Annotated in this window: 11 protein-coding genes; 6 read left to right on the top strand and 5 right to left on the bottom strand. The window is 65.8% G+C overall.

All coding sequences use genetic code 11. The annotated features are described in order from the left end of the window. Positions 1–10 precede the first annotated feature (10 nt). Positions 11–1,180, top strand: a complete 1,170-nt coding sequence (locus GSQ89_RS23295) for a nitrate/nitrite transporter (RefSeq protein ID WP_158929726.1) — start codon at positions 11–13, stop codon at positions 1,178–1,180. Positions 1,181–1,183: 3 nt separating this feature from the next. On the opposite strand, the gene GSQ89_RS23290 is transcribed toward GSQ89_RS23295, so the two are convergent. The 3 genes from GSQ89_RS23290 to GSQ89_RS23280 form a co-directional block, all read right to left on the bottom strand. After that, positions 1,184–1,585, bottom strand: a complete 402-nt coding sequence (locus GSQ89_RS23290; RefSeq protein ID WP_158929724.1) for a GFA family protein — start codon at positions 1,583–1,585, stop codon at positions 1,184–1,186. Positions 1,586–1,770: 185 nt separating this feature from the next. Beyond that, positions 1,771–2,316 (bottom strand): hypothetical protein, encoded by a 546-nt coding sequence (locus GSQ89_RS23285; protein WP_158929722.1) that lies wholly within the window; start codon positions 2,314–2,316, stop codon positions 1,771–1,773. Positions 2,317–2,853: 537 nt separating this feature from the next. Further along, positions 2,854–3,426, bottom strand: a complete 573-nt coding sequence (locus GSQ89_RS23280; RefSeq protein ID WP_158929720.1) for a regulatory protein RecX — start codon at positions 3,424–3,426, stop codon at positions 2,854–2,856. A 211-nt stretch (positions 3,427–3,637) separates the two neighbouring features. On the opposite strand from GSQ89_RS23280, the gene GSQ89_RS23275 reads away from it, so the two are divergent. The 3 genes from GSQ89_RS23275 (at position 3,638) to GSQ89_RS23265 (ending at position 6,708) form a co-directional block, all read left to right on the top strand. After that, positions 3,638–4,837, top strand: coding sequence for an aspartate aminotransferase family protein (locus GSQ89_RS23275; protein ID WP_158929718.1), 1,200 nt, complete (start codon positions 3,638–3,640; stop codon positions 4,835–4,837). After that, on the top strand, positions 4,834–5,802 hold the full coding sequence (gene argF / locus GSQ89_RS23270) for an ornithine carbamoyltransferase (RefSeq protein WP_158929716.1): 969 nt from the start codon (positions 4,834–4,836) through the stop codon (positions 5,800–5,802). Before GSQ89_RS23275 ends, argF begins: the two co-directional genes overlap by 4 nt. Positions 5,803–5,910: 108 nt before the next feature. Next, positions 5,911–6,708 (top strand): Ku protein, encoded by a 798-nt coding sequence (locus GSQ89_RS23265; RefSeq protein ID WP_158929714.1) that lies wholly within the window; start codon positions 5,911–5,913, stop codon positions 6,706–6,708. A 145-nt stretch (positions 6,709–6,853) separates the two neighbouring features. Here the strand turns inward: GSQ89_RS23265 and ligD are convergent, their stop codons facing one another. Both ligD and GSQ89_RS23255 read right to left on the bottom strand, forming a co-directional pair. Next, complete coding sequence (gene ligD / locus GSQ89_RS23260) at positions 6,854–9,376, bottom strand: DNA ligase D (protein WP_158929712.1); 2,523 nt, start codon at positions 9,374–9,376, stop codon at positions 6,854–6,856. A 3-nt stretch (positions 9,377–9,379) separates the two neighbouring features. Further along, entirely contained in the window at positions 9,380–10,210 is an 831-nt protein-coding gene (locus tag GSQ89_RS23255; protein ID WP_158929710.1) for a Ku protein, read from the bottom strand. Between the two features lie 165 nt (positions 10,211–10,375). Between GSQ89_RS23255 and GSQ89_RS23250 the strand changes: the two genes are divergently transcribed. Together GSQ89_RS23250 and GSQ89_RS23245 are read left to right on the top strand one after the other, a co-directional pair. Further along, positions 10,376–10,936, top strand: coding sequence for a response regulator (locus GSQ89_RS23250; RefSeq protein WP_158929708.1), 561 nt, complete (start codon positions 10,376–10,378; stop codon positions 10,934–10,936). 195 nt (positions 10,937–11,131) lie between these two features. Then, on the top strand, positions 11,132–13,327 hold the full coding sequence (locus GSQ89_RS23245; protein WP_158929706.1) for a primosomal protein N': 2,196 nt from the start codon (positions 11,132–11,134) through the stop codon (positions 13,325–13,327). The last annotated feature ends 49 nt before the right edge of the window (positions 13,328–13,376 follow it).

The raw sequence follows: 13,376 nt of genomic DNA, 5'->3' as shown, positions 1-13,376 counted from the left end.
GAGGAAACGGATGCAGCTTCGTCCCTGGATCATTCTCGCGGCCCTGGCGCTCGCCCGGATCGCGTTCGGCTACCAGTTCCAGACGGTCGCGACGCTGGCCACCGAACTGGTGCGGCGGTTCGGCCTGAACTATGCCCAGCTCGGCAGCCTGATCGGCGCCTACATGCTGCTGGGTGTCTTCGTCGCCCTGCCGCTCGGCCTGCTGGGCCGGCGGTTCGGAGACCGTTGGGTACTGGGCACCGGCCTCGCCCTAATGACCGCCGGCGCCTGCTTCGGTGCCTGGGTCGACACCATGTCCGGCATCGCCCTGGGCCGCACCCTGTCCGGAGTCGGCGCCGTCGCCATGATCGTGCTGCAAGGCAAGGTCATCGCCGACTGGTTCGCCGGCACGCGCTTCATGATCGGCATCAGCGTTTCGGTCTGCGCCTACCCGATCGGCATGGGCCTGGCGCAACTCGTCCTGCCGCCGGTGCTGGCGCGCTTCGGCCTGCACATCGCCTTTCTGACCGGCGCCTTGCCGACCTTCGTTGCCTTGCTGCTGTTTCTGGCCAGCTACCAGGAACCGCCGCACGCCGCCGCCGTGCCGCGCCGCTTCTCGCTGCCCAGCGGGAGGGAGTGCCTGCTGCTGGCGGTCGCCGGCGGCATCTGGACGGTGTACACCGCCGGCTTCGCCTCTTACGCCTCCTACCTGCCCAGCAGCCTGGCGTTCCGAGGCTACGGCCTGGGCGTCACGGCCCTGATCCTGACCATCGCCACCTGGGGAAACGTGCCTGGCACCCTGGCCGGCAGCGGCCTGGCCGCCCGCTTCGGCGGGTTCAACATCTTCTTGATCGGCACGCTGGCGATGACCATCGGCATGGTCGGGTCGGCACTGACCGGCTGGCCGGTCGCCTGGGCGCTGCTGCTGGGTGTCGTGGGCTCCATCCAGCCCGGCGTGACTATGGCCGTCGGTACCCTGTCGGCCAGGCCGGAAAACCGAGCGGTCGGGATGGGATTGTTTTATACGTTATATTACCTGGGCGGAACGGTGGCGCCGGCGCTGTGCGGCATGGCAGCGGATTATTCCGGCCGGCCGGAGGGTGGGCTGCTCGCCGCCGCTGTGATTTCCGCGCTGGCTATCCCGCTGTTCATGCTGCACCGGTCGATGGCGTCGCACGAAACGATGCTGGTGCGGGCGTAAGGCTCACACGCTGCCGTGGTCGAAATGTTCGGTGGCGGCATCGATGTGGACCCAGTGATGTCGTGAGCGCTCGAAGACCGATCTGAACGGGGCGGGAAATTGCGGGTCGGCCAGCGCGCCCACCGCAACGCCGATCATCGACGGCAGGGCGTCGGCCTTCCAGTAGACTGTCGATCCGCAGTTCGGACAGAAGTAGCAGCGCACTTTCCTGCCGCTTGTGGCATCGCGGGCGAACTCCTTCGGCGTTCCGGAAACCGTCACGGTGTCGGCCGGATAGAACGCGCCGACGCCGAACGGCGCGCCGGTTCGCCGTTGGCAGTCGAGACAGTGGCAGGCGACAACCAGCGTGGTTGGTCCCGGAAGCGTCAGCGTCAGCGCGCCGCAACTGCATTGGGCATCAGCCATTGTGAATTCCTCTGTTTTTGGGTGTAGGATTTGAGGCGGGACAGGCATCCGATTGCACGCCGGCCGGGTTACCGGATAGCCTGCCACAGCTTCGGTTTCGGGAGTGAACAGCATGGTATTGCCGCCCAAACCTCCGATCAGATCACCTTACCCGGCGAAGCCCTTTCCGCCGGAACCAGGGTCGATCAGCCGGACGGGAACGCTGTCCCGATGGCTCCGGCGATAGCCGCCACGAAGGGCGAAAATTTGACCCATCCGAGCGCGGCGCGCAATGATTCGGCGTTTGCCTGAAGACGCGCGTTGTTCAGGCCTATCTGGTATTCGTATATCTCCGCCTGCGCGATCAGAAGCGCCTTTGGCTCACCTTGCAAGTCGGCATCGGTAAAAGAACTCAGGTAGTTGCCTGGGACGTCGAATGTCTCGGGGCGAGCCGCGTTTGTGGCCTTGATCAGAGCCATCAGGTAGCAGGCGCTGGCCGAGAGCAATGCGACCCACAGGAAGCGTGTGAAGGTTGTGCGATGTTCGGGCGGCAGGGCGATGATGGCGGCGCCCACGGCGGCGGTCGCGGTCATCAGTGTCGCCATCATCGTGGACAGCGTGACCGCCCGCGCATCCGAGGCGATCGCGAATTTCGTCGTGCTGTCGAGATAGACCTCCGACAGGCGGAGAACTTCCCGAGCGTTGGCCTCTTTCACGCGGGTGATGTCGAGGGGCGGGATGCGTTGGCTCATGTCGTGTCTGATCGTGCGGGGGCGGGGGATGGTTGGGAGTAGAACAAACCTCGGCGGCGTTGAACAGGGTTGGCCGTCCGGTGCGGTATCGCCGGGCAATGGTCTGGGCAGCCAAAGTAAGAATTTTGGAACCGCGGATGAGCGCAGATGAACGCAGATAAGTTGATGGGAATTGTCCCGGTGACTTTTGAGGTTGACCCTTCGGCGGCGCCGCGCAACCCGTCATGGCGGCGAATGCCGCCATCCACGCCTTTGCTTTTGCGGATATTACCAGCCGACGTTGCTATTAACCCTCTGGCATTGCCGGGCAACCGTCATGGTGCGCGAAGGCCCACAATTCACGCCCTTGTTTCGACAGCAAAAGGCGTGGACGCCGATCTTCATCGGCGTGACGGGGGGGATGTCTATCGAGACTTTGGACCATCCCACCACAGTCGTTCTTACTTATCTGCGTTCATCCGCGTTCATCCGCGGTTCCAAATTCTTGCTTGTTTTACCTTCACCAAGTACCACCCCGAACCCGAGGCGCTTCGCCCCCTACCGCCGCAAGTCGAAAATCCGCTGTTCCGCATCTTCACGCGATGTATTCAGTGCCCGCTCGGCGATGTCGCGGGAAAAGCCGGCTCGCGCCAGCAACCCCAGTTCCTTCATCCGCACCGTGGCATCGGCCCCGTCGGCAAGCCGATAGGCCCCGATCCGCCGCTTGCGCACCAGCACCAGCGCCGCCGCCAGTTCCGTGTCCGCATCGTTGACCGAGGCATCACGGGCCAACTCCGGCGCCACCCCCTTGGCGATCAAACGAGCCTGGATCGACCGGTTGGACTGGCCGCCGTGCACCAGGCTTTTCGCCCGGCTTTCGGCAAACGCGGCGTCGCTGACCGCCCCGGCCTGCACCAGCCGTCCGATCACTGCCTCCACCGCCTGCCTGGCCGCCGCGACCGCGGGTTCGGCGGCGTCGGGGTCGGCTTGCAGGCGTGCCCAGCGGTCCACCCGGCGCATCAGCACGCCGCGCAGCCCGGCCTCGGTCGCCGCATACCGCGCCAAATGCGTCAGCGCCGCCTGGTAAAGGCTGCCGGCATCAGGTGGCGGGGACGCAGATTCGCTCGACATTCCCCCACGATGCTCGGCCTTGGGCCGGATGCAAGATGTTTCGTCCGCGAGGCGCGCCCGCACCGCAACCCCGCCTTGCGCGCGGACGCAAAAGCGTTGTTTGACAGCGCGTATCGCATCGCCAATGATCGCCGTTTCCCCGGACCCGCCCCGAAAGGGTCGCGGGCGGGTGATCCGTTGGGAAAACAGACAAGCCAAGGGTTGAACCCCGATGATATCCGCTCTGCTGCCGAACTACGCACGTGCCGACCTTGCTTTCGAGCGGGGGGAAGGCTCTTGGCTGTGGACGGTGGATGGGCGACGATTCCTCGATTTCGGGTCGGGCATCGCCACGGCGTCCCTGGGCCACGGCCATCCGCATCTGGTGAAGGCGATCGCCGAACAGGCCGCCAAGGTGATGCACACCTCCAACCTGTACCGCATCCCGCAGGCCGAGAAACTGGCCCAGCGGCTGGTGGACGCGACGTTCGCCGACAGCGTGTTCTTCTGCAACTCGGGCGCCGAGGCGAACGAGGGCATGATCAAGATGATGCGTCGAGCGATGTCGGACGCCGGCAAGCCGGAACGCTTCCGGCTGATCTGCTTTGAGGGCGCGTTCCACGGCCGCACCCTGGCGACGCTGGCTGCCACGGGAAATTCACATTACCTGGAAGGCTTCGGGCCGGTTGTGGACGGCTTCGACCACGTCCCGTTCAACAACATGAACGCCGTGCGCAACGCGATCGGGTCCGGCACCTGCGGCATCATCGTGGAGCCGGTGCAGGGTGAAGGCGGCGTGCGTCCGGCCGACATGCAGTTCCTGCGCGACCTGCGCGCGGTATGCGACGAATACGACATCATTTTCGGCATGGACGAGGTGCAGTCCGGCATGGGCCGCACCGGCAAACTGTTCGCCCATGAATGGTCCGGCATCGCGCCCGACGTCATGTCCTCGGCCAAGGGCATCGGCGGCGGCTTCCCGCTCGGTGCCGTGCTGGCCAAGGAAAAGTTTGCCAAGGCGCTGGTCCCCGGCACGCATGGCACGACCTATGGCGGTAACCCGCTGGCCTGCTCCGCCGGCAATGCCGTGCTGGATGTGATGCTGGCGCCGGGCTTCCTGGAAGACGTCGAGCGCAAGGGCCGCAAACTGCGCGGCGAACTGGACAAGATCGCCCGCGAATTCCCGACGGTGTTTGTGGACGCCCGTGGCCTCGGCCTGCTGCTGGGGCTGAAGGCGGCGATCCCGGTAGGCCAGGTGCAGGGCGCCTGCGTCGCCGAAGGCTTGATGGCGATCACCGCCGGCGACAACGTGCTGCGCCTGGCACCGCCGCTGACGGTGACCGACGGCGACATCGACCAGGCCGTCGCCATGCTGCGCGCCGCGTCCACCAAGGTGGCGGCGGCGGTGGCCAATCAGGCGGCGGCACAATGAGCAGCGCGCTTCGCCGGACGTCGAGCGTCCGGGGCCAGTCGTCCGAACGGGAGACCGGCCCGAGGCACTTCCTCGACCTGCGTGATTTCGACGCGGCGACGTTGCGGCAGATGCTGGACGTCGCCTCCGGCTTCAAGCGGGCAGGGGGCGTGACGTCGCGCCCGCTCGCCGGCAAGACCCTGGCGCTGATCTTCGAAAAACCTTCCACCCGCACCCGCGTGTCGTTCGAGGTCGGAATGCGCCAGTTGGGCGGCGAAGTCATCGTCCTGACCGGCAAGGAAACCCAACTCGGCCGCGGCGAAAGCGTCGCCGACACCGCCCGCGTGTTGTCGCGCTACGTCGATGCCATCATGCTGCGCACCGACGCGGCGTCGAAACTGCATGAACTGGCGGAATACGCCACGGTGCCGGTGATCAACGGCCTGACCGAGGCGTCGCATCCCTGCCAGTTGATGGCCGATGTGCTGACGTTCGAGGAGCATCGCGGTCCCATCGCCGGCCAGGTCGTCGCCTGGTGCGGCGACGGCAACAATGTCGCCCGAAGCTGGATCGAGGCGGCGGTGCGCTTCGGCTTCACCCTCCGCCTGGCGACACCGGATGGGCTGCGCCCACCCGAAGACCTCGTCGCCTGGGCTCGATCGCAGGGCGGCAAGATCGAACTGACCGCCGACCCCGAGGCGGCGATCGCCGGTGCTCGCTGTGTCGTCACCGACACCTGGGTGTCGATGTCGGACGATCCGAACGAGAGCCGGCATAACCTGCTGGCGCCGTATCGCGTCACCAGCCGGCTGATGGCGAAGGCGGCTCCGGACGCGTTGTTCATGCACTGCCTGCCCGCGCATCGCGGCGAGGAAGTGGATGCCGATGTCATCGACGGCCCGCACTCGGTGGTGTTCGACGAAGCGGAAAACCGCCTGCATGCGCAGAAGGGCGTGTTGGCCTGGGTGATGGGCGCGGCGCGATAGGCGTGCTTCTTCTCTCACCGTTCGGCTAGGCCGACCATCGATCGCGTGGCGGTGAAACCATTGCGGCGGCCCGGACGTTTCCTGGTGTCCGTTGTGAAGGGTCGTCCAATGGCGCCGCGCCCGTTCTGGAGAGGCTACCTGAAGCTGTCGCTCGTCACCTGTTCGGTGGCGATGACACCCGCGATCACCGAAAACGAGCGGGTGCGCTTTCACACGCTGAATCGGAAGACGGGCCATCGTGTCGCCAGTCAGTATGTCGATGCGGTCACCGGCAAACCGGTGGCGGAGAACAACGAGGTCAAAGGCTATCCACGCGGCGAGGACGACTACGTCCTGTTGGAAGATGATGAACTCGAGGCCGTGGGACTTGAGAGCACCCGTACCATCGACATCGACATGTTTGTGCCGGCCGAGGCGATCGACTGGATCTGGTATGACCGGCCGCACTACCTGACGCCGAACGATGAGGTCGGCGAAGACGCCTTCTGCGTCATCCGCGACGCGATGGAAACGACGGGGAAGGTCGGGATCTCACGGCTGGTGCTGTATCAGCGCGAACGTGCGGTGATGCTGGAACCTCGGGGAACCGGCATCGTGCTATGGACGCTGCGCTATGGCGATGAAGTGCGTGATACCGAAGCCTATTTCGGGAAGATCGGCGACGAAAAGGCCGATCCCAAGCTGATGGCGCTGTTGAAGCAGATGATCGATGCGCGCACGAAGCCCTGGAATCCGAAGATGATCGACGATCCGGTGCAGGACCGCCTGCTTGAGATCATTGCATCCAAGCAAAAGGGCAAGAAGCCGGCGAAGGTCGCGAAACCGCGGCCCGAGACGCCGACCAACGTCGTCAACATCATGGACGCATTGCGCAAGAGCATCGCGTCTGAGGCCAAAGGTCGCTAAAGCCGACTATCGATTCGTCATCGCCCGGCGTCAGTCCGGGCCATCTGCCATGGTAAGGTAGTGAATCGGATGGACCGGACTTCGCCGGTCCATGACGAGGCTGATGTGTCGACGTCAACGGTCGTCGGCATAAGTCCAGGGATCGCTAAGCCTTCTTCCGCCGGCGGGGTTTGGCCGTCTCCAACGGCACCGCCGCGGCGCGGAAGCCGTCCCACGGGTCGGCAGGCAGCGCGGCCAGGCGCGGCGGCATGTTTTCGACCGTGAAATACGCGGGGCCGATCGCGTCGCCCAGTTCCTCCCAGGCCACGGGCGCGGAGACGGCGGCACCTGGCCGAGCGCGGGTGGAGTAGGCGGCGACCGCGGTGGCGTTGCGTTGGTTACGCAGGTAATCAACCAGGATCTTACCCTGCCGTTTCGACTTCGTGATCGTCGAAACGAAGCGATCCGGTTGATCGGCCGCCATGGCGTCGGCGATGGCCTCGGTGAATGCCTTCACCACCGGCCATTCCGCCTTCGGGACAAGAGGCGACACCACGTGCAGCCCCTTGCCCCCGGAGGTTTTTACAAACGCGGCCAACCCCGCGTCGTTCAGCCGCCGGCGGGTCTCTTGTGCCGCATCGATCATCGCCTGCCAGGGGACGCCGTCGCCGGGATCGAGGTCCATGATGATCATGTCCGGCCGCTCCCAGTTGCCCACGGTCGAACCCCAGGGGTGGATCTCGAGTGTCGCCGCCTGCACCAGCGCCATCAGCCCGTCGAGGTCGTTGATGCTGATCAATGGCTCCGCGGCCGGTTCCGTCGGGTCGTTTACCAGCGCGACGTGCGGGTTGACGCCCTTCCAGGCATGCTTCTGGAAAAAATGCTCGCCGGTGATGCCGGTGGGGCAGCGTACCAGGGCAAGCGGCCGGCCGACGATGTAGGGTGCGATGGATCGCCAGACCTCGGCATAGTAGTCGGCGAGGCCCTGCTTGGTGACGCCCTGGTCCGGCCAGTAGATACGGTCCGGATGGGTCAGTTTGACCGTGCGTTGTTGCGGTTTAGGCTCGCTTCGGGTGGAGGACGTGGTCATCGGTTTCACCGTTTCACGCACGATTTCGCGCGCCGGCTTGTCTTCCCGCAAGCCCCGGAAGGACGCATGGCGCAAATGCCCGTCGGCCGTCCAGGCTCGGAATTCGATTTCCGCCACGCATTGGGGCCGCACGAAGTGGACCTGGCGGGCTTCATCCGCGGTCAACCGGTCGGCGAACGGGCTGGACCGTACCTGCATCCGGCTGAGCTTTTCGAACAGATCGTCGGCGACGGCGACCGTGAAACCGGTGCCGACACGGCCGACGTGCCGCAGCTTGTCGCCGTCGTAGACACCCAGCACCAGGGAGCCGACGGCGTTGCGGGCGGTGGTGGAGGGCACGTAGCCGGCGACGACGAATTCCTGCCGGTCGGAACATTTCGACTTCACCCAGGCTTTGCCGCGGCCTGCTCTGTATGGGGCATCGCGTGCCTTGGAGACCACGCCCTCCAGGCTCAGCCGGCAGGCATGGCGCAGCACCAACGCCCCACTTTCATCGAAATGACCGCTGTAACGGAGGATGCCGGCGGCATCGCCCAGCAATTTCTCCAACCGTTTCTTCCGCGCGATCAGCGGCAGGGCGGTCAGGTCGAATCCGTCGAGGTAAAGCAGATCGAACAGGTAGAACACGAAGCGATTGGTGCGGCCTTCGCTGAGGTCGGCTTGTAGCGCGGAAAAATCCGATGCGCCGGAGGCGGTCTCGACCACAAGTTCGCCATCGAGCAGCGCGGTTTCGAACGGAAGGGCCCGCAGGGCGGCCAGGACATCGGTCCCGAACCGGTCGGTCCAGTCGAGGCCGCTTCGGGTCAGCAGCTTGACCTTGCCCGCCTCGATGCGGGCCTGGAGACGATAGCCATCGAACTTGATTTCATGAAGCCAGCGGTCGCCAGCGGGGGGCGTGGCCACCAGCGTCGCCAACATCGGCTCCCGAAAGGTCGGCAGCGGTGCCCGCTTGGCGCCTTTGAGCTCCGGTTGTGATTTTGACGAAACGGTCGCTTTCCGCCGGATTTTTCCCGTCTTGGAGGACCAGCCGGGTTCCTCCCCCGCCACGTCGTCGATTTGCCGACCGGTTTTCACCGATTCCGGACGTTCGGTCAGGATATCCCGGTCGTCTTCGGATCGGGCCGCGTCGTCGTCGCCCTTGATCAGCAGCCAGTTCTCGCGCTTTTCCTGTGGCTTCCCGTGCATCCTGACAAGATGCCAATGGCCGCCCAGTTTCTCGCCGTGCAGGGTGAACTCGAGGTGGCCCTTGGCATACCCCTTGCGGGCGTCATGGATCGGCGCCCAGGTGCCGCGATCCCAGACGATGACGGTGCCGCCGCCATATTCGCCCTTGGGGATGGTGCCCTCGAAGTCGCCGTACTCGATCGGGTGGTCCTCGACATGCACCGCGAGCCGCTTTTCACCCGGCACCAGGCTGGGTCCCTTGGTGACCGCCCAGCTTTTCAGGGTGCCGTCCAGTTCCAGCCGGAAATCGTAGTGCAGGCGGGTCGCATCGTGCTTTTGGATGACGAAGCTGTTGCCGTTTTTGCGTGCCCTGCCGCCTTTCGGCTCTGCCGTCGCGGTGAAGTTGCGTTTCTGACGGTAGGTGGTCAGCGCCATGTGTCAGCTCGCTTTCCGGCGCGGGGCGGGAGTTTTTGTCCTGGGCGTGGCGGCGCGGGGTTTCTTGCCGGCGCTCTCACGTAATGCCGCCAGCAGGTCGACCACTTTTTCGGACTTTGGCGCCTTGCGCGCCTCGATTTTGCGGCCCTCCATCTTCGCTCTCACCAGGTCGGCGAGGGCTGCCTCATAGCGGTCGTCGAATGAAGCCGGATCGAATTTGCCGGTTTTTGTTTTGATGATGTGTTCGGCGAGTTCCAGCATCTCGCCCTTGATCTTGATGCCCGGCACGTCATCGAAAGCGTCCTTCGCCGAACGGACCTCGTAGTCGAAGTTCAGCGTCGTGGCGATCAGGCCATTGCCGTGCGCGTGGACAAGCAGGGTGCGAGCGCGGCGGAACAGAACGGTCCGAGCGAGGGCGGCAACCTTTTGCGCCCGCATACCGTCGCGGATCAGCGCAAACACCGACTCGGCATGCGGGTCGGAGGGCGTCAGGTAGTATGGTTTGTCGAAATAGACGTCATCGATGTCGCGGCAACGGACAAAGGCACCCACGGCAAGCGTCTTGTCGCTGTCAGGCACCGCCGCGGCGACGTCCTCCGGTTCCAGCACCACATAGTCGTCCGGTCCGACCTCGTAGCCTTTGACCTGGTCTTCCTTGTCCACCGGTTTCCCGGTTTCGCCGTCGACGAACTGGCGGCGCACCCGGTTGCCGGTCGCGCGGTTGATGGTGTGGAAGGCGATGCGTTCGGCGGTCGATGCCGCGGTGTACAGCGCGACCGGACAGACGATCTCGGCGATCTTCAGAAAGCCTTTCCAGTTTGCTCTCGGTTGCACCGCCGGGTCCCTGTTCCTGCGCCCGCCGGCACACGCACACCGGCGGCATTGCATGGCAACGATTTCCGGCGCTTTCGGTTCCCTGGGGCTTGGTTCAACCGAATGGAGGCAGGCCTGGCACCCCTTTAACACTTCATCAACCTTTTCCGCCCATCATGCAGGGGCATGTCAACGCCCCCGATCGTCATCATCGCCGAACCCGATCCGATCATCAGCAGTATCCTGCGCGTGGAGTTCACGCGTCTGGATTTTGCCGTTCTGCTGGCCGCCTCCGGCCCGGAAGCTGAGGCTTACGCCAGCCAGACCGTCGCGCATCTCGTGGTTCTGGATACCAAATTGCATTTGGGGGCCTATGACGCCTGCGCCCGCATCCGGCGGCGGGCCGGATACACCGGCCGGCCCATCGTGCTGACCGCGACCGAACCATCGCCCAAGGTCAAGGCGGCGGCCGAAAAGGCCAGTGCGACCGTGGTGCTGCCGAAGCCTTATTCGGTCGACGACCTGTTCAACGCGATACGGCCCTTTGTGCCCGCCGACGACCTGCTGCTGACCCATAGCGCCCGGGTGGGAGGCGTGAATGCACCCAGGGCGTGGGCACCGGCGGCACCGCTGGCATGGGGGGCCGACGGCAACTCCGCACTGGCCCGGAACGGGCAGCTTTTGCCCATCGTCCGCGGCAAGGGAGTGGTGATCCCGCTCATCCGCAAGCCCAACTTTGGTGGCTGAGCCATGTCGGCACGGTGGCCGCGCGTTCGGCTTCAGTCCCATTCGTGCCGGGTGGCGTTCAGCGCGCCAAACCATCGCCGGCAGGCGCCGGGACTTTCGTCCGGTCGGCGGTATCGTTAAAGAACGTCATGCCAACTCAGCGATTTGCGGCTAAGCCCGGGTTTCAGGTCATCGCGGTAACGCCGGTCCCATAGCGTGTCCCTCTTCCAGTCAGAACCGAGCGGAGAACGCGAACGCAGGGTCCCGGTACTGCTGCCATATCCGTTTCCTGGCCCGTTCGATTACCGCGTCCCGCCGGATATGGACGTCAAGCCCGGCGACGTTGTCTTGGTCCCGTTGAACCGGCGCGAGGAAGTCGGCGTGGTCTGGGATGCGCCAGCCGACCAGTCTGTCCCCGAACACAAGTTGAAGCGCGTTGTCGGTGTGCTCGACACCCCGCCGATGGGTGAGTCGCTGCGCCGCTTCGTCGACTGGATCGCGGCCTACACCCTGTCGCCGCCCGGCGAGGTGATGGCCATGGCGCTGCGGGTGCTGTCCGGTTCAGCCCGTCCAGTCGTCCGCTACCGCCGCGCCGACCCGTTGCCGGTGGTGCGAATGACACCGCCTCGGCAGCGTGTGCTGGATGTGCTGGCGCGTCAGCAACCCCGGCTGGCCGCCGAACTGCTGCGTGAGGCGGGCGTCAGTCCAGCCGTCCTGCGGGGCATGGCCGATGTCGGGCTGCTGGTCGCCGAGACAGCCGCCCCCGGTGCGCCGTTCATACGCCCCGATCCGGACCACGAAGGCCCGGCACTATCCGCCCAGCAACAGGGCGTGGCCGCCGCGTTGCGGGACGGCGTGGCCGCTCGGGCATTTTCGGTGACGTTGCTGGACGGCGTCACCGGCTCCGGCAAGACCGAGGTCTACCTGGAAGCCGTCGCCGCATGCTTGCGCGCCGGGCGTCAGGCTCTGGTCATGCTGCCGGAGATCGCGCTGTCCTCCCAATGGATCGAGCGGTTCCAGCGCCGTTTCGGCGTGGCGCCGGCGGTGTGGCATTCGGACCTGCCGTCCCGGGTCCGCAAAATCACCTGGCAGGCCGTGGCGGAGGGTCAGGCGCCCGTCGTTGTCGGCGCCCGGTCGTCATTGTTTCTGCCGTTCCCCGATCTGGGTCTGATCGTTGTCGATGAGGAGCACGAAGCGGCGTTCAAGCAGCAGGACGGCGTCGTCTACAACGCCCGCGACATGGCGGTGGTGCGCGCCCGGTTCTGCGACGCGCCCGCCGTGCTGGTGTCGGCGACACCCAGCCTGGAGACGGTGGCGAATGTCGAGGCGGGGCGATACGCGCGTCTGCGGCTGCCCAGCCGGCACGGGGGGGCGTCGATGCCGGTGGTGACTCTGGTCGATCTGCGCGATACCCCGCCGGAGCGCGGGCGGTTCCTGGCCCCCGGCCTGGTCCAGGCCGTGCGTGAGACGCTGGCAGGTGGTGAGCAGGCGATGCTGTTCCTGAACCGCCGCGGCTATGCCCCCCTGACCCTGTGCCGGCATTGCGGGCACCGGATGCAGTGCCCGAACTGCACCGCCTGGCTGGTCGAGCACCGGACGCGCGGACAACTTCTCTGCCATCATTGCGGGCATACGATCCCGATCCCGCCGGAATGCCCGGCCTGCGGGGCCGCCGACAGCCTGACCCCCGTCGGACCCGGCATCGAGCGCATCACCGAGGAAGCCGCCGCCGTCTTCCCCGATGCTCGTCGACTGATCATGGCGAGCGACACGATCTCTGGTCCGCATGCCGCCGCGGCGGCGGCGCATGAGATCGAGGCGCGCGCCGTGGACCTGATCATCGGCACGCAGTTGGTCGCCAAGGGGTGGCATTTCCCGCATCTGACGTTTGTCGGGGTGGTGGATGCCGATCTAGGGCTGGCGGGTGGGGAACTTCGTGCCTCTGAACGGACGGTGCAGTTGCTGCATCAGGTGGCCGGCAGGGCCGGGCGGGCCGAAGCCCCCGGCCGCGTCATGCTGCAAACCTTCATCCCCGACCACCCGGTGATGCAGGCGCTGCTGCAAGGCGACCTGGACGCGTTCATGGCAAGCGAGGCCGAGAGCCGGCGCGATGGCGAATGGCCGCCGTACGGGCGGCTGGCGGCGCTGATCGTCAGCGCGGATTCGGCGATCGTGGCGGATACGCTGGCGCGCGATCTGGGTTGGTCCGCGCCGCGGGGGGACGGGATCGTGGTGCTGGGGCCGGCACCGGCGCCGATGTCGCTGCTGCGCGGGCGGCACCGGCGGCGGCTGTTGCTGAAGGTGCGGCGGGATGTGGCGGTGCAGCCGATCCTGCGGGCCTGGCTGGGGACGGTGAAGGTGCCTCGGGGCGGACGGGTGGACGTGGATGTGGACCCGATTTCGTTTCTGTAAGCTGTTCGTATGTAGTGACCGAGATACGCGGGGGATATTCGCTGTTCTG

This window comes from Acidisphaera sp. S103, from assembly GCF_009765975.1.
Lineage (GTDB): Bacteria > Pseudomonadota > Alphaproteobacteria > Acetobacterales > Acetobacteraceae > Rhodopila.
This window is presented reverse-complemented; position numbering and strand designations above follow the sequence as displayed.